Origin of the sequence: Saccharothrix sp. ALI-22-I, assembly GCF_001984175.1 — a bacterium.
Taxonomy (GTDB): Bacteria; Actinomycetota; Actinomycetes; order Mycobacteriales; family Pseudonocardiaceae; genus Actinosynnema.
The window spans coordinates 29752-46382 of the sequence record NZ_MTQP01000056.1 but is presented as its reverse complement, the minus strand read 5'-3'; the positions used below and the strand labels follow the sequence as shown (position 1 = coordinate 46382).

The window sequence follows — 16631 nt, the reverse complement described above, 5'->3', positions numbered from 1 at the left end:
TGCAGGTTGACCCCCTAGGGTTGGTAACGATCACCGCCGCTCCTCCGATGTCGTCCGGATAGGGTTCTTCCACCTCGTGCCTACCAAACGTCGGATCAACTGGGACCTCCTGCGCATCCTCGCGGTGCTGTGCGTGCTCCTCCAGCACGCCACCCACGCCGGGCCGTCCGTCCACTCCGAACTCGGCTCACCGCCCTTCGTCTTCAACCTCGAATTCGGCGCGAGCGCGCTCGTGGTGATCTCCGCCTTCTTCGCCTGCGCGTCACTGGCCAAGGGCAGGCCGGCCCGCTTCCTGCGCAACCGCCTGGCCCGCCTGGTCCCCGCCTACGTCGTCGCCGCCACCTGCACGTACGTCGTGCTGCGCTACGTCGCCCCCGAGGGCTGGAGCCACCTCGAACCGCGCGACCTGCTCTTCAACTCCCTCATGCTGCAGAACTGGTTCCCGGACGTCCGGCTGGTCGACTTCTCCTACTGGACCCTCCCGGTGCAGGTCACGGGCTTCGTCGCGGGCGCTCTCCTGGCCTCCCGGATCCGGGGCAGGGGAGTCAAGGTCCTCCTGTGGGCGCTCGTCGTCACGCCCCTGGTCGCCAGGATCTGGACGGTCGAGCCCGGCGCGATCCGCACCCTCTACGACGGCCTCGGCGTGCACCGCGCGCAGCTGTTCGCCATCGGCATCGGCATCTGGCTGTGGTCCAAGGGACGGCTCGGCGACCGGCACCTGTTCGCCCTGCTCATCGCCTCCCTCGCGGCCCAGGCGGTGCACACCGCCGATCTCAGGTCGACCATCGGGCTGGGCGTGCTGCTGATCGGCTTGTCCGCCGCGGCCGGCGGCCCGGACTGGGACATCGCCCCCGTGCGCGCGCTCGCCCGCCCCATCAAGTGGCTCGCGGGCATCTCGTACGGCGTGTACCTGGTGCACCAGGAGATCGGCTACGTCGTGATGGCGAAAGTCGCGCGCTTCGGCACGTGGGCTGAACTGGCGGCCTTCACCGGCACCGCCGTCGTCCTCGGCTGGCTGCTCACCAAGTTCGTCGAACGCCCCGCGCACCGCGCCCTGACCGCGCGCCGCCCGGCCGTCCCGGCCGTCCCGGCCGTGGTCGGCCTACTGCTCACCGCCCGCCTGCACGCCGCTCAGAGCCACTTGGGCAGCGTCGGCGCCGTCCCGTTCAGCCGCGCGCCGCTGTGGCGGCCGGTCAGCCACGCCAGCACGTCGGCCGCCGCACCGCTCACCGTCGGCGACGTCTCGCTGTCCGCGGTCAGCCCCCAGCTGCGCTGACGGCCGTCCGGGAACGTGGCCTCCACCCGCACCGACGGCACGTCGGGCCGTCCCGCGTACTGGCCGACGGCCTCCTCCAGGAAGCCCTCCAGCAACTCCGCCGGCAGGTCCTCGAAGCCGACCCCGTGGTCGAGGTCGACCAGGTGGAACCACACCTCGCGCACCCGCAGCCACGGCACCCGGTGCGCCGGCAGCACCCCGCTCTTCGGGTGCGCGACCTCCGCCTCCCACGCCGTGGGCGGCAGCTCGCGGGCAGCCGTGGCGAACCGCTGGCACGCCGCGTCGAGGTCCGCGCGCAGCAGCTGCGGCAGCCTGGCCGCACCCTCCGAGATGTCCGCGTCACGGTCCGCCGCGCTCGGGTACATCTGGTGCTCGACCCCGGTCTTCGCCCACGTGAGCAGGTTCACCAGGGCGTCGGCGTTGCGTGCGAGATGTGTCACCACGTGCGCGCGGCTCCAGTCGGGCAACAGGCTCGGCCCGCGCAGCGCGGGCAGGTCGAGCGCCGCCACGACCTCGTACAACGCCCGCGTCGCCCGTTCGACTTCGGCGAGCCCGGCGACCGCGTCCTGGACCGCGGCCGACTGCTCGCGGGGCGCGGGTACGCTCGTCCGATCGGATCGAACCTGAGCGGCATCGGCGAAGCTCATGGGCACCTCATCCCGGCGTCATGCGGCCGAACGGCCTATCACCCCAGCGTAGGGGCGTTCACTACCGACCGGTAGAGCCGTTGGCGCACGATCGTGGAAGTGCCGCTCGCAGTTTTTGTCGGTGGTCGCACCTAGCATGGTGGCGCCCTCCCCGACAGGGCTGTCCGCCGTGGCCCGGAGTGGTCCGATACGCTTTTCGAACGTCTGTTCGGGGGAAGGTCGAAACCGAAGGGAACCGTTGTGGCCGACCGGCTTGTCGTTCGCGGGGCGCGCGAGCACAACCTGCGAGGGGTGGACCTCGACCTGCCGAGGGACAGCCTCATCGTGTTCACCGGGCTGTCCGGCTCGGGCAAGTCCAGCCTCGCCTTCGACACGATCTTCGCCGAAGGCCAGCGCCGCTACGTCGAATCGCTGTCGGCCTACGCGCGGCAGTTCCTCGGCCAGATGGACAAACCGGACGTCGACTTCATCGAGGGCCTGTCGCCCGCGGTGTCGATCGACCAGAAGTCGACCAGCCGCAACCCGCGGTCGACCGTGGGCACCATCACCGAGGTCTACGACTACCTGCGGCTGCTCTACGCGCGCGCCGGCAAGGCGCACTGCCCGACCTGCGGCGAGGCGATCAGCAAGCAGACGCCGCAGCAGATCGTGGACCAGGTGCTGGCGATGGAGCCGGGCACCAAGTTCCAGGTCCTCGCGCCGGTCATCCGCGGCCGCAAGGGCGAGTACCTCGACCTGTTCTCCACGCTGCAGTCCCAGGGCTACTCGCGCGCCAAGGTCGACGGCGTGGTGTACGCGCTGGGCGAGGTGCCGAAGCTGAAGAAGCAGGAGAAGCACCAGATCGCGGTGGTGATCGACCGGCTGAGCGTGAAGGCGAGCTCCAAGCAGCGGCTGACCGACTCGGTGGAGACCGCGCTGCGCCTGGCCGACGGCCTGGTCGAACTGGAGTTCGTCGACGTGCCGGAGAACGACCCCGGCCGGGTGCGCGGCTTCTCCGAGAACCTGGCCTGCCCGAACGGCCACCCGCTGGCGATCGAGGACCTGGAGCCCCGGTCGTTCTCGTTCAACTCGCCCTACGGCGCCTGCACCGCGTGCACCGGCATCGGCGTGCGCAAGGAGGTCGACCCGGAGCTGGTCGTGCCGGACGACGAGCTGTCGCTGGCCGACGGCGCGATCGCCCCGTGGGCCAGCGGGCAGACCGCCGAGTACTTCACCCGGCTGCTGGAGTCGCTGGGCCTGGCGATCGGGTTCCGGATGGACACGCCGTGGCGGCAGCTGCCGGCCAAGGCGCAGAAGGCGGTGCTGCACGGCGTCGACGAGCAGGTCAACGTCCGCTACAAGAACCGCTACGGCCGTGAGCGCTCGTACTACGCCAACTTCGAGGGCGTGATCCCGTTCCTGGAGCGCCGCCAGGAGCAGACCGAGTCCGAGTTCATGCGGGAGAAGTACGAGGGCTACATGCGGGAGGTGCCGTGTCCCGCGTGCCAGGGCACCCGCCTCAAACCGGAGATCCTCGCCGTCACGCTGCACCACGGCCGCCAGGGCGACAAGTCCATCGCCGAGGTCTGCGCGATGTCGGTGGCCGAGTGCTCGGACTTCCTGGACGGGCTCAAGCTGGGCAAACGCGAGTCGATGATCGCGGGCGCGGTGCTCAAGGAGATCCAGGCCCGGCTGCACTTCCTGCTCGACGTCGGCCTCAACTACCTGTCACTGGACCGCGCGTCCGGCACACTTTCCGGTGGCGAAGCTCAGCGGATCCGGTTGGCCACGCAGATCGGCTCCGGCCTGGTCGGCGTGCTGTACGTGCTGGACGAGCCGTCCATCGGCCTGCACCAGCGCGACAACCACCGGCTGATCGAGACGCTGACCCGGCTGCGCGACCTGGGCAACACGCTGATCGTGGTCGAGCACGACGAGGACACCATCCGCACCTCCGACTGGGTGGTCGACATCGGCCCCGGCGCGGGCGAGCACGGCGGCAAGGTCGTGCACAGCGGCCCGTACCGGGAGCTGCTGAAGAACAAGGAGTCGATCACCGGCGCGTACCTGTCTGGGCGCAAGGAGATCCCGATGCCCGCCGCGCGCCGCAAGGTCGACAAGAAGCGGCAGCTCACCGTGGTGGGCGCGCGCGAGCACAACCTGCGCGGCATCGACGTGTCGTTCCCGCTCGGCTGCCTGGTGTCGGTCACCGGCGTGTCCGGGTCCGGCAAGTCCACGCTGGTCAACGACATCCTGGCGACGGTGCTGGCGAACAAGCTCAACGGCGCGCGGCAGGTGCCCGGCAGGCACACCCGCATCCGCGGGCTGGAGCAGGTCGACAAGCTGGTGCGGGTGGACCAGTCGCCGATCGGCCGCACGCCGCGGTCGAACCCGGCCACCTACACGGGCGTGTTCGACCACGTCCGCAAGCTGTTCGCGGCGACCACCGAGGCGAAGGTGCGCGGCTACCAACCGGGCCGGTTCTCGTTCAACGTCAAGGGTGGGCGCTGCGAGGCGTGCGCGGGCGACGGCACGATCAAGATCGAGATGAACTTCCTGCCGGACGTGTATGTGCCGTGCGAGGTGTGCAAGGGCGCCCGGTACAACCGCGAGACGCTGGAAGTGCACTACAAGGGCAAGACGATCTCCGAGGTCCTCGACATGCCGATCGAGGAGGCCGCGACGTTCTTCGAGCCGATCAACGCCATCCACCGGCACCTGCGCACGCTGGTCGACGTGGGGCTGGGGTACGTGCGGCTCGGGCAGCCCGCGCCGACGTTGTCCGGCGGTGAAGCGCAGCGGGTGAAGCTGGCGGCCGAGTTGCAGAAACGGTCCACCGGCAAGACGGTCTACATCCTCGACGAGCCGACCACCGGCCTGCACTTCGAGGACATCCGCAAGCTGCTCGGCGTGATCAACGGGTTGGTCGACAAGGGCAACACGGTGATCGTGATCGAGCACAACCTCGACGTCATCAAGACCTCGGACTGGTTGGTCGACATGGGGCCCGAGGGCGGGTCCGGTGGCGGCATCGTGGTGGCCGAAGGCACGCCGGAGCAGGTCGCGGACGTCGCGGACAGCTACACCGGGCAGTTCCTGCGGGAAGTGCTGCCCGACGAGGCGGCGGTCGGCTGACGTACCGCAGGGTCACGCGCGCACGGTTGGCCGAGCCGGCCGGCGTGCGTGACCATGGTGGTATGCCGCTGAACTCGTACCGCTTCCGCAGCGTGTGGTCGGTGGACAGCACACCGGCGCGCACCTTCGCCGTGCTCGCCGATCTCGGCAGCTATCCGCGCTGGTGGCCGGAGGTGCGGGACGCGCGCCAGGTCGCCGAGGACGCGGCCGAACTGCGGTGCCGTTCCGTGCTGCCCTACGACCTGGTGTTCCAAGCACACCACAACGCCAAGGAGCCGGAGGCGGGCCTCCTGCGCGCCGACCTCGTCGGCGACCTGGACGGCACCGCAAGCTGGCAGATCTTCCCCAACGGCACCGGTTCCCGCCTGATCTACGACCAGGAAGTCGTAGTCCGCAAACCGCTGCTCCGCCGCCTGGCCCTCATCACCCGCCCCTTCCTCAAGGCCAACCACGAACTGATGATGCGCAGCGGCCAACGCGGCCTCCGCACCTACCTAGCCGCCCTCCACCCCACCCCCGACACCTGACCCCCGCCAGAGTCGAACCCCCAGACCGCGCGTGTCCAACGTTCGCGTCACGCGTGTCCAACGTTCAGAACACCCGAGTTGAACGCTCAGAACACGGGCCGACCTACCTGAGTGTTCAACTCGGCGTACCTGAGCGTTGGACACGCGTGTTCTGGGGGTTGGACACGCGTGTTCTGAACGTTGGACACGCGCGTTCTGGAGGTTGGACACGCGGGGGGTGGGGGTAAAAGATCATGGGGGTGGGGGTGAACCGTTTGGGGTTGGTGTGCGTGTTGGTGGCACTCGGTTGCCGCAGGGGATGCGAGCGATCACCCAGGGAGGTTCACCATGACCAGCACTCGTGCAGTCGTAGTCGGTGCCGCCGCTCTCCTCGGCATCGCTCTGCTCGGCGCCTGTGGCAAGGCGGCGGAAAGCGGTACTGCGCAGCCTGCGGCGCAGGAGCAGGCGGCGGCGGGGCCGCTTGCGGGGCAGAACGCGGGCAACGAGGTCGTGCCGCAGGGCGCGCCGGACCTGGCCACCGCCGTGGTGCCGGGTCTCGGCACGGTGCTGACCAACGGTGAAGGCCTGACGCTGTACCGGTTCGACAACGACACGGCCAAGCCGTCACAGTCCACTTGCGACGGTGGCTGTGCGGAGAAGTGGCCGCCGCTGCTGGCGACGTCCGGTGACGTGCGGGTGCAGGGCGTGGACCAGTCGCTCGTCGCGACCCTCGACCGCGCGGACGGCACCAGGCAGGTCACCGTCGCCGGTTGGCCGGTGTACCGCTTCGCCGAGGACGTCTCACCGGGTCAGGCCAAGGGTCAGGGCGTGGCCGGCACGTGGTTCGTGGCCGCGCCGGACGGCAAGAAGGCCGCACCCGCGGCGGGTCTGGTGCTGACGACGGCGTCGGTCGGCAACCTGGGCACCGTGTTGACCGACAAGGACGGCATGACGCTGTACCGCTTCGACAAGGACACCGCCGACCCGTCGGCGTCCAATTGCGACGGTGATTGCGCGGTCCAGTGGCCGCCGCTGCTGGTCGACTCGCCGCAGTTCGAGGTGCAGGGCGTGGACCAGTCGTCGGTGGGCGCGGTGACCCGGGCCGACGGCAAGCTCCAGGCCACGGTCGCCGGTTGGCCGCTGTACCTGTTCGCCGACGACACGGTGTGCGGTGACGCGAAGGGCCAGGGCGTGGGCGGCGTGTGGTTCGCCGCCAAGCCGGACGGCACGAAGGCCGGCGTGTAGCCGCGAAGAAGAGGCGTGTGCCCCCGAGCGGCTGCCCGGGGGCACACGCATGGGCAGAAGTCAGACCACGAGGCTCAGCAGCGCGGCCATCACGAAGCCGACCACCGACAGGATCGTCTCCAGCACGGTCCACGTCTGGAGGGTTTCCTTCACCGACAGGCCGAAGTACCGCGACACGATCCAGAACCCGCCGTCGTTGACGTGCGAGGCGATGATCGAGCCGGCCGCGATCGACATGACGAGCAGCGCCAGCTGCGGCTGCGAGTAGCCGATGTCCGCCACGAGCGGCGCGACGATGCCGGTCGTGGTCACGATCGCCACCGTCGCCGAGCCCTGCGCGATGCGCATACCGCAGCTGATCACGTACGCCAACGCGATCACCGGCAGCCCCAGGTCCGCCAACGACGACGCGAGCACCTTGCCGACGCCGGTCGCGGCCAGCACCGCACCGAAGAACCCACCCGCGCCGACGACCAGCAGGATCATCGCCACCGGCCGCAGCGACGCCCCGGACAGCTCCGTCACCTGCTCCCGCGTCATGCCCCGCCGGTACCCCAGCAGCCAGAACGCCAGCAGCACCGCGATCGTCAACGCCACCGCGGGCGTGCCGAGGAACGCGAACACGCCCAGCGTGACCGACCCCTTGGGCAACAGGATGCTGCCGAACGTCCCGGCCAGGATCAGCACCAACGGCACCGCGATGATGCCCAGCACCTGCGACAACGGCGGCTCGTTCCGCGACGATTCCTCACCGCGCAGCTTCTCCGCGGCGGCCAGCATCTCCTCCGGCACCGGCACGTGCAGCCGCTTGCCCATCCACGCGGAGAACAGCACGCCGCCGATGAACCACGCCGGGATCGCCACGGCCAGCGCCATGATGATGATCCAGCCCAGTTCCACGCCGAGCAGCCCGGCCGCCGCGACCGGCCCGGGGTGCGGCGGCATGAACGCGTGCATCACCGACAGACCCGCCAGCAGCGGCATCGCGTACAGCACGATCGACCGGCCGCTGCGCTTCGCGGCCACGTACACCAGCGGCGCCAGCACGAAGATGCCGATGTCGAAGAACACCGGCACACCGAAGATCAACCCGGCCAGGCCCATCGCCAACGGCGCGCGGTTCTCGCCGAACGCCTTGAGCAGCGACCGGGTCAGCACCTCCGCGCCGCCCGAGGCCTCCAGGATGGCGCCGAGCAGGGTGCCGAGGCCGATGATCGCGGCGACGTGGCCGAGGATGCCGCCGAACCCCTTCTCCAACAGGGAGTCCGAAGCCTTCTGCGCCGAGCCGACCAGCGTCTCCACCGGCAGACCGGCGGCGACCGCCACCAGCAGGCCGACGATGAGCAGGGCGATGAACGGCTCGACCTTCCACCTGATGATCATCGCCAGGAGCAGGGCGATGCTGACGGCGGACAGCGTCAGCAGGCCTCCCGTCGAGTGCTGCAACCAGTCGATCATGCGCGGCTCCGGGTGTTTCGCAGGGAACGGCCGGGCAGGGCGGAGGTCCGCCGGCCCTCGTCGACCACGGGGACCCCGTTGACGACGACGTGGGTGATGCCCGCGGCGGCCTGCCGGGGCTCGTCGAACGTCGCCGTGTCGGCGACCGTGTCGGGGTCGAACAGCACCAGGTCGGCCGCGTAGCCCTCGAAGAGAAGCCCGCGGTCGGCCAACCGCAGCCGGCGCGCGGCCCGCCCGGTCAGGTGGGCGACGCACTCCTCCAGGCCCAGCACGCCGAGTTCGCGCACGTACCGGGCCAGGTAGCGCGGGAACGTGCCCCAGGCGCGGGGGTGGGGCCGGTCGCCGACCAGCAGCCCGTCGCTGCCGCCGGTGTGCGCGGGGTGCCGCATGATCGCCCGGACGTTGTCCTCGTGGCCGACGTGCATCAGGCACGAGGTACCCAGGCGTTCGGAGATCAACACGTCGAAGTACAGCTCGGCGGGCGGGCGTCCGGCCCGCCGAGCGGACTCGGCGACGGAGAACCCGACCAGGTGCGCGTTCTCCGCCTTGCGCACGCCGTTGACCTCGATGGTGTCCCAGTCCACCGGCACGCCGTGGCAGCCGTCGGACCCGGTTTCCTCGATCTCGACCCGAATCCGCTCTCGCGTGTCCACATCGGACAGACGGGCCAGCGTCGCCTCCGGGCCGCCCTCGCCGGACCAGCTCGGCAGCAGCGCGGACAGGTACGTCGCGCCCGGCAGGTACGGGTAGCTGTCCAGGGTGATGTCCGCGCCCGCCGCGATGGCGTGGTCGAGCAGGTCCAGCAGCTCGCCCGCCCGACCCCGGTTGACGTCGAAGTTCATGGTGGCGTGTGCCAGGTGCAGCGGACAACCCGAGTCACGCGACACCCGCACCATCTCCGCGTACGCCTCCAGCGCGCCCGCGCCGTAGCTGCGGTGGTGCGGGCTGTAGAAACCGCCCAGTGCGCCGACGACCCGGCACAGTTCGGTCAGCTCGGCGGTGTCGGCGTACATGCCGGGCGTGTAGGTCAGGCCGGACGACATGCCCATCGCGCCCTGCCGCAACGACTCGGCCAGCACCTCGCGCATCCGGTCCAGCTCGGCGTCGGTGGCGGGCCGGTCGTCGTAGCCGACGCACAGCATCCGCAGCGTGCCCTGCGGCACGAGGTACGCGGCGTTGACCGCGATGCCCCGGTCGAGGCGGTCCAGGTATCCGCCGACCGAGCGCCAGTCCCAGTCGAACCCGGGCGGGTCGTCGTTCCACCCGGCCAGCTGGCCGCGCAGCACGGCCAGCACGTCGTCGTCCACCGGCGCGTAGGACAGCCCGTCCTGGCCCAGCACCTCGGTGGTGACGCCCTGCGAGACCTTGGCCAGGTGGTCGGGGTTGGCCAGCACCTGGAGGTCGGAGTGCGAGTGCATGTCGATGAAACCGGGCGCGAGCACCCGGCCGTCGGCGTCGACCACCCGTCGGCCGTCGACCCGGTCGCCGATCTCCGCGATCCGCCCGTCGCGCACGCCCACGTCCGCCCGGTAGGCGGGCGCGCCGGTGCCGTCCACGACCCGTGCGCCCCTGAAGACGATGTCCACGCCGCCGTTCCTCCTAGAAGTAGGTGCGCACCAGGTCGACCACGGTGGTGCCCTCGACCACCGGGATGAGCTGCCACTTGTCGAACACCGTGCAGGGGTGGGACAGGCCGAGGCCGACCCAGTCGCCGACCTCCACGTCGGCACCGGACAGCCGCACGAACGCGTGCTGGTCGTTGAGCGCGGTGACCTCGGCTTCCAGCGCGCGCTCCACGCCGTCCCGGCCGCGGACCACCTGGGGTTCGGGCAGGCCTTCGTCGAACGACGCGTCCCGCTTGCCCAGGGTCAACAGCGCCAGGTCCGGCTCTGGCCGTGACGTGACCTGCGCCCACGCCCGCAGCGCGCTGCGGAACGGTTGCGCGCCGGGCGTGCGGCCCAACGGCGAGATGCCCCGGTAGAACCCGTCGTCGTGGGTGATGTACGCGCCGCTGCGCAGCACCGGCCGGACCGGGAACGGCCACGGCTCGGTCAGCTTCGCGGCCACCTGGTCGAAGTACGCGCTGCCACCCGCCGTGACGATCGGCTCGTCCACTTCGAACAGATCGTGTACGAGGATCACCAGTTCGCGCAACGAATCCAAGTAACCGTCCACAACGGACTGGGCTGCGGGTGACGCGTCGTGCGCCAGCGCGCCCTCGTAACCGCCGACACCGGCCAACCGCAGTGCGGGGCTGACGGCGGCCGCACGCGCGACTTCGAGGGCGGTCGCCTGGTCACGTGCGCCGGTCCGCCCGCCGGGCGCGCCGAGCTCGACCAGCACGTCGACCGGCCGTTCGACCGCGCCCAGGGCCTCGGTCATCCGCGCCACGCCCGCGACCGAATCCACCCAACAGGTGAACTCGAACGTGTCGTCGGCGGCCAGTTCCGCGGCCAGCCAGCGCAGCCCGGCCGGGTCCACCAGCTGGTTGGCCAGCAGCACCCGCCGCACCCCGAACGCCCGGTAGACCCGCAGCTGGCTGGTGTTGGCCGCGGTGATGCCCCACGCGCCGTGCGCCAACTGGCGGGCGAACAGCTGCGGGGCCATGGTGGTCTTGCCGTGCGGCGCCAGCAGCACGCCGCGGTCGGCGCACCAGCGGGCCATGGTGGCCAGGTTGTGCTCCAGCGCGGCGGCGTCCAGCACGACCAGCGGGCCGACGAAACCGTCGGCGAACAGGTCGAGCCGGCGCGCGGCGACGTCGCCGATCGTCGTGCCGAACACGTCGGCGGGCAGGCCCTTGAACCGCCAGTCGACCCGCTCGGCGCGGATGGCGGCCACAGCGTCGAGATCCACGTACCCGCTCCTTACGTTGCGTATAATGCAACGGCTATTGCGCGATGTGATGCCGAAGTGTGTAGCATTCGGTTGCCGCCCGTCAATGAAGCAACACCGCCCGTCGCCGGGAGCGACACGTCCACGAGGGAAATCCGGAGGAGCACGGATGCGGTTCGACCTACCGGGCGGCGTGGTGTGCCTGGGCGAGACCATGGCGGTCCTGGTGCCGGCCGAGCCCGGTCCCGTGCGCGCCGCGCGCACCTGGGAGCGGGCCATCGGTGGCGCCGAGTCCAACGTGGCCATCCACCTGGCGCGGCTGGGCGTGCGCAGCCGGTGGGTGAGCGCCGTGGGCGCCGACGCGTTCGGCGGCGCGGTCCTCGACACGGTGAGCGGCGCGGGCGTCGACGTCACCGATGTGCGGGTCGATCCCGATCGGCCGACCGGCCTCTACATCAAGGAGGCCAACGCCGCCGGCAGCCCGGTGCGGTACTACCGGAACGGCTCGGCGGCGTCCGCGATGGGCCCGGACACACTGGACCGACTGCGCCTCGACGACGTGGCGTTGCTGCACGTCAGCGGCATCACGGCGGCGCTGTCGGACAGCTGCCTGGCACTGATGCGCGCGATCCTGACCCGGCCGCGGACCGTGCCGGTGTCGTTCGACCTCAACTGGCGGCCCGCGCTGTGGCACGACCGGGACCCGTCGGTGCTGCGCGAACTGGCCGACGCGGCGGACGTCGTGCTCGCCGGCTCCGACGAGGCGCAGGCCGTGTGGGGCACCGGCGACCCGGCCGAACTGCGGGCGTTGCTGCCGGGCCCGAAGACGCTCGTGGTCAAGCACGGCGCACGCGGCGCGACCGTGGTCGAGAGCGGCGCGACGACGTTCCAACCGGGCCTGCGGGTGGACGTCGTGGAACCCGTCGGCGCCGGTGACGCGTTCGCCGCCGGCTACCTCGCCGCGCACCTCGCGGGCGAGTCACCCGGGCGCCGCCTGCGCGTCGGACACCTCCAAGCCGCCGCCGCCCTGCTCACCAGGGAGGATGTCGGCGAGTCGCTGCCGTTCGCGGTGACCGTGCCACTGCTGGACGCCGACTCCCGCACGTGGGCCGCCGCACACCTGAGGAGACGTCGATGAGCCAAAGCCTGGACCGGGCGCTGACCCTGGTGGGGGAACTGGCCACCGGACCGAAGACGCTCGACGAGCTGTCGAACGTCATCGAGGTGCACAAGTCGACCACCATGCGGCTGCTGCGGACGTTGGAGTCGCACCGGTTCGTGCAACGCGAAGGCGTGCACCACTACCGGTTGGGCACCGCGCTGTTCGACCTGGCCAACCGGGCGCTGGAGGAGCGGGACGTGCGGCGCAGCGCGGAGAACGCCCTGCGCGAGCTCAACACCCGCACCGGCTACACCGTGCACCTGGCGTCCTACGAGGACGGCGAGGTGATCTACATCGACAAGTACGACAGCACCCACCCGATGCGGATGTACTCGCGCATCGGCAGACGGGCGCCGCTGCACTGCACCGCCGTGGCCAAGGTGCTGCTGTGCGAACTGCCCGAGCCGCGCCGCCGCGAAGTCGCCCACAGCATCGACTACGTGCCGCTGACCGCGAACACCATCACGTCACCGGAGGCGTACCTGGCCGAGCTGGACCGCGTCCGCTCCGCCGGCTACGCGGTGGACAACGCCGAGCACGAGGACTTCATCCACTGCATCGCCGCACCCATCCGCGGCGCCCGCAACGAGGTCGTGGCGGCCGTGTCGATGTCCGTGCCCAAGGTGCTGCTGGACTTCGACGGCCTGCTCGCCCTCCAGCCCGACCTGCTCGCGACCGCGCGGGCGGCTAGCGTCGAGTGCGGCTGGTCGCCGCGCGAGTGAACCGAACCGAGAGGGAACACCGACACATGTCCAAGACCGAGATCCAGACCGACAAGGCGCCCACCCCGGTGGCGGCCTTCTCCCAGGGCGTCGTCAAGAACGGGATCCTCCAGGTGGCGGGCCAGGTCGGGTTCGATCCGGCCACCGGAGAGATCGTCGGCGACACGGTGGCCGAGCAGACCCGCCAGGCACTGCGCAACGTGGTGGCCGTGCTGGAGGCCGGCGGCTCGTCCCTGGCCGACGTGATGATGATGCGCGTCTACCTCACCGACACCGCGCACTTCGCCGACATGAACAAGGTCTACGACGAGTTCATGACCGAGAAGCCGTTCCCCGCACGCACCACCGTCTACGTCGGCCTGCCCGCGAAACTCCTGGTCGAGATCGACGCCCTCGCCGTGCTCGACTGATCCACATCACCCGTGCGGGTGACCTACTTCTGCCGGTTGTTCTGCGTGGTGTTCGCCGGTCACGGGGGCTTGACTGGCGGTACCCCCAGTGGTTCGTGATGGAAGGACACCCGGCGATGGCTAGGAACGCATCACCGATCGGATGAGTGTGCTGAACGGCCGCTGCTTCGCAGACGGCGGCTGGTTCACCCGGAATTCGACCCCACAGCGGCGGCCCGGTCGCGACAGTCCCCAGCGGCGACCGGGTCGCCGAGGTCGTCGTGGACCTCGGCCAACGCGCCGAGCGCAGCCGCCAGGCGGTGGTGGCGGTGCTCGGTGGCCAACCCGACCGCCAGCTCGAACTCGGTCCGCGCCCCGGCCGGATCACCGAGCCGGTGCAGCGCGAGCCCGCGCAGGTAGCGGGCGTCACACAGGCTCGGCGGCGCGGTCGCGGTGCGCAGCATGTCCAGCGCGTCGTCCGCCGCCGCCAGCACCTCAGGCCAGCGCGCCAACCGGGCCAGGCTGTCCGCCGTGCGCACCAGCAGCGTCGCCGACAGCTCGGCCACCATCACCGGCGCCAGCTCCAGCCGCCCCGACCGCAAGTTGCCCAACAGCTCCAGGTTCACCACCAAGGACTCCTCGTAGCGCGCCAACCCGTCCAGCACCAAGGCCAGGAACGACAACGAGATCTGCTCACCCAACGGGTACCCGGCCTGCCGGAACAGCTCCTGCGCCCGCCGCGCGCTGACCTGCGCCGCCTCCAACCGGCCGGACCGCAACTCCGACACCGACCGGTAGTGCACGGCCCAACCCTGCTCGGTGACGTCACCCGCGGCCACCGACGCGTGCCACGCCTGCTCGTGCAACGCCAACGCCTCCGGGTACCGGCGCATCAGCACCGCCAGCGTCCAGGTCAGGAAGTTCAGCTGCACGGCCTCGTCCCGCACACTGCCCAACGCGCGCGCCGCCGCGACCCCGGCGGTGAACACATCCACCCACGTCTCACCACGTCCGCGCTGGTCGGAGTACCAGTGCATGGCGGTGGCCAGCCGCAGCACCTCCGCGTGCAGCCCGTCGCGACCGGCCCACCGCAGCGCGCCCGCCCAGTTCGCGGTCTCGACGGTGAGCCAGGCGTCCGCGTCCTCCTGGCTGCTCAACGGCCCGAACGGCACGGTCCGCGCGTCCGGCCCGAAGAACCCCGCCGCCGCGACCGCCGTGTCCAACAGCCAGTCCACCATCCGCCGCCGCGCCTGCCCCACCACCGGCGCCGGCTCCTCGTCGACCAGCCGTTCACCGGCGAACACCCGGATCAGGTCGTGGAACACGTACCGGCCGGGCACCTCGGCGGTGTCCAACAGGCTCATGTCGACCAGCTCCTCCAACGTGTCCTCGGCGGAGAACCGGTCCACGTCGGCCAGCACGGCGGCCAGGTCCGGCCCGAAATCCGCACCCGGCACCAGGGACAGCCTGCGGAACAACACCGCGGCCTTGTCGCCCAGCTGCCGGTAGGACATCTCGAACGCCGTCCGCACCTGGAGGTCACCCGCGGTCAGCGCGGACAGCCGGCGGCGCTCGTCGACCAGCTGGCCGGCCAGGTGCCCGATCGTCCACTTAGGACGGCTGGCGAGCCGGTTCCCCGCGATGCGCAACGCCAACGGCAGGTGCCCGCACAACTTCGCCACCCGCGCGGTGGCCACCGGTTCCGCACCCACCCGCGCCCGCCCGGCGATCGCGCCCAACAGGTCGAACGACTCGCCCGGCCCCAGCACGTCCAGCCCCAGCCGCCGGCTCGCCTCCAACCCGCCCAGCACCAACCGGGACGTCACCACCACCACCGACCGCGAGCCGGTCGCCAACAGCGGACGCACCTGCGCCTCGTCGGAGGCGTTGTCCAGCACCAACAACGTCGACCGCTCCCGCAGCCGCGCCCGGTACAGGTCCGAGCGCTCCGCGTCGCTGGCCGGGATCTGCTTCTCCTCCACACCGAGCGCCAACAACATCCGGTACACCACCTCCGACGGGTGCACCGGCCGCACGTCCATACCGCGCAGGTTGAAGAAAAAGCACCCGTCCGCGAAACGAGACGCAAGCCGGTACGCCGCCCGCACCGCCAACGCCGTCTTCCCCGCGCCAGGCGGACCGTGCACCACGACCAACGACGTCGTCCGGGTCTGCTCGGCCACGGCGGTCAACGCGGCCAACTCGCCCTCGCGCCCGGTCAGGTCGGCGACATCCGGCGGTAACGCCGAGGGCGCGACCGACGGCGCACGCCGCACCCGACCCTCCTTGGCCGCGTCCAGCAACTCCCCGATCTGTGGCCCCACCAACGAGAGCACACCGGCCAGCGCCTCCACCGTGCGCCGTTGGGGCCCCTTGGCGCGACCGCGTTCCATATCGCTGATCGCCCGAACGCTGACCCCCGAGCCCTCCGCGAGCTCCTCCTGGGTCAGCCGGACGCGCAACCGGTGCGCGCGCAGCAGCTCACCGAACGTCATCGCCACCATCCCGACATTAGTGGGCACCGGTAGCGCCAACGGCCTCCGACTCCGGCGACGACGATCACGTCTGTCCCCGGTAACGCGCGACTGGTAAGACCACACCTCATGAAGTGGTACGCGGATCTCTCGCCCCGGCTGGTGCGGCAGGTGGTGGCCGACCTGCTGGCGGTCGCCTGGATGTGGTTCTGGGTGAAGCTCGCCCTGGCGGTGGGCGACGCGGTCCGCCTGCTGCGCGCGCCGGGCGACGGGCTCGTCGACGCCGGGCAGAGCCTGAGCCAGACGTTCGGCGACGCCGCCGCCAAGGCCCGCGAGGTGCCGTTCGTCGGCGGGCAGTTGGGCGACGCGCTGGACCGGGGCAAGTCCGCCGGCGGCACGCTGTCCGACGCGGGCGGCGCGCAGGTGCAGGCGGTGGAGTCCACCGCGCTGTGGCTCACCGTCGCGCTGATCGCGCTACCGCTGGCGTTCCTGCTGATCACGTGGCTGCCGCTGCGACTGCGGTTCGCCCGGCGGGCCGGCGTGGCGCGACGGCTGCGCGACCAGGGTCGCTTCGACCTGCTCGCGCTGCACGCGTTGAACACCCTGTCGCTGCGGGATCTGGCGGCCTTCCCCGAAGACCCGGTGGAGGGCTGGCGCCGTCAGGACGCCGAGGTCATCAAGGCCCTGGCCGGCCGGCAGCTGCGGGCCAGCGGCGTCCGGCCGTGAATCCGGTCGGCCGGTGAACGCGAAAGGCACCGGGCGGCGGCGCCCGGTGCCTGCGTGGTCGGTGTCAACCACGACGCCGG

The 16631-nt window shown here is 71.0% G+C and carries 12 protein-coding genes and 1 pseudogene; 8 read left to right on the top strand and 5 right to left on the bottom strand.

Annotated elements, in window-relative coordinates:
- Positions 1-76: 76 nt before the first annotated feature.
- A pseudogene (locus tag ALI22I_RS15380) lies at positions 77-1012 on the top strand (acyltransferase family protein); the annotation flags it as partial.
- Positions 1013-1131: 119 nt separating this feature from the next.
- On the opposite strand, the gene ALI22I_RS15375 reads toward ALI22I_RS15380, so the two are convergent.
- Positions 1132-1923, bottom strand: a complete 792-nt coding sequence (locus ALI22I_RS15375; protein WP_077006172.1) for a maleylpyruvate isomerase family mycothiol-dependent enzyme — start codon at positions 1921-1923, stop codon at positions 1132-1134.
- Positions 1924-2163: 240 nt separating this feature from the next.
- Between ALI22I_RS15375 and uvrA the strand changes: the two genes are divergently transcribed.
- From uvrA to ALI22I_RS15360, 3 genes are all read left to right on the top strand, one after another.
- The gene (gene uvrA / locus ALI22I_RS15370) at positions 2164-5037 is read left to right on the top strand and encodes an excinuclease ABC subunit UvrA (protein ID WP_077006171.1); all 2874 of its coding nucleotides are present in this window, start codon (positions 2164-2166) and stop codon (positions 5035-5037) included.
- A 62-nt stretch (positions 5038-5099) separates the two neighbouring features.
- Complete coding sequence (locus ALI22I_RS15365) at positions 5100-5564, top strand: SRPBCC family protein (protein WP_077006170.1); 465 nt, start codon at positions 5100-5102, stop codon at positions 5562-5564.
- Positions 5565-5891: 327 nt separating this feature from the next.
- Entirely contained in the window at positions 5892-6788 is an 897-nt protein-coding gene (locus tag ALI22I_RS15360) for a hypothetical protein (RefSeq protein WP_077006169.1), read from the top strand.
- A gap of 60 nt (positions 6789-6848) precedes the next feature.
- Here the strand turns inward: ALI22I_RS15360 and ALI22I_RS15355 are convergent, their stop codons facing one another.
- The 3 genes from ALI22I_RS15355 to ALI22I_RS15345 are packed head-to-tail and all read right to left on the bottom strand — an operon-like array spanning position 6849 to position 11099.
- Positions 6849-8246 carry a GntP family permease gene (locus tag ALI22I_RS15355; RefSeq protein ID WP_077006168.1) on the bottom strand — a complete coding sequence of 466 codons (1398 nt, stop codon included), beginning with the start codon at positions 8244-8246 and terminating at the stop codon, positions 6849-6851.
- Positions 8243-9832, bottom strand: a complete 1590-nt coding sequence (locus ALI22I_RS15350; protein ID WP_077006167.1) for an N-acyl-D-amino-acid deacylase family protein — start codon at positions 9830-9832, stop codon at positions 8243-8245. Before ALI22I_RS15350 ends, ALI22I_RS15355 begins: the two co-directional genes overlap by 4 nt.
- A 13-nt stretch (positions 9833-9845) precedes the next feature.
- Positions 9846-11099, bottom strand: a complete 1254-nt coding sequence (locus ALI22I_RS15345) for an amino acid deaminase (protein WP_083751749.1) — start codon at positions 11097-11099, stop codon at positions 9846-9848.
- A gap of 148 nt (positions 11100-11247) precedes the next feature.
- On the opposite strand from ALI22I_RS15345, the gene ALI22I_RS15340 reads away from it, so the two are divergent.
- The 3 genes from ALI22I_RS15340 to ALI22I_RS15330 are packed head-to-tail and all read left to right on the top strand — an operon-like array spanning position 11248 to position 13372.
- A complete protein-coding gene (locus ALI22I_RS15340; RefSeq protein WP_143532220.1) occupies positions 11248-12216 on the top strand; it encodes a sugar kinase in 969 nt (322 codons plus the stop codon).
- Positions 12213-12962 carry an IclR family transcriptional regulator gene (locus ALI22I_RS15335; protein WP_077006166.1) on the top strand — a complete coding sequence of 250 codons (750 nt, stop codon included), beginning with the start codon at positions 12213-12215 and terminating at the stop codon, positions 12960-12962. Before ALI22I_RS15340 ends, ALI22I_RS15335 begins: the two co-directional genes overlap by 4 nt.
- A 26-nt stretch (positions 12963-12988) precedes the next feature.
- Positions 12989-13372: a RidA family protein gene (locus ALI22I_RS15330; protein ID WP_077006314.1), complete on the top strand. Its 384-nt coding sequence runs from the start codon at positions 12989-12991 to the stop codon at positions 13370-13372.
- Between the two features lie 185 nt (positions 13373-13557).
- On the opposite strand, the gene ALI22I_RS15325 is transcribed toward ALI22I_RS15330, so the two are convergent.
- Positions 13558-15846, bottom strand: a complete 2289-nt coding sequence (locus tag ALI22I_RS15325; RefSeq protein ID WP_238598376.1) for an ATP-binding protein — start codon at positions 15844-15846, stop codon at positions 13558-13560.
- A gap of 108 nt (positions 15847-15954) precedes the next feature.
- Between ALI22I_RS15325 and ALI22I_RS15320 the strand changes: the two genes are divergently transcribed.
- Positions 15955-16551 carry a hypothetical protein gene (locus ALI22I_RS15320; protein ID WP_077006165.1) on the top strand — a complete coding sequence of 199 codons (597 nt, stop codon included), beginning with the start codon at positions 15955-15957 and terminating at the stop codon, positions 16549-16551.
- The last annotated feature ends 80 nt before the right edge of the window (positions 16552-16631 follow it).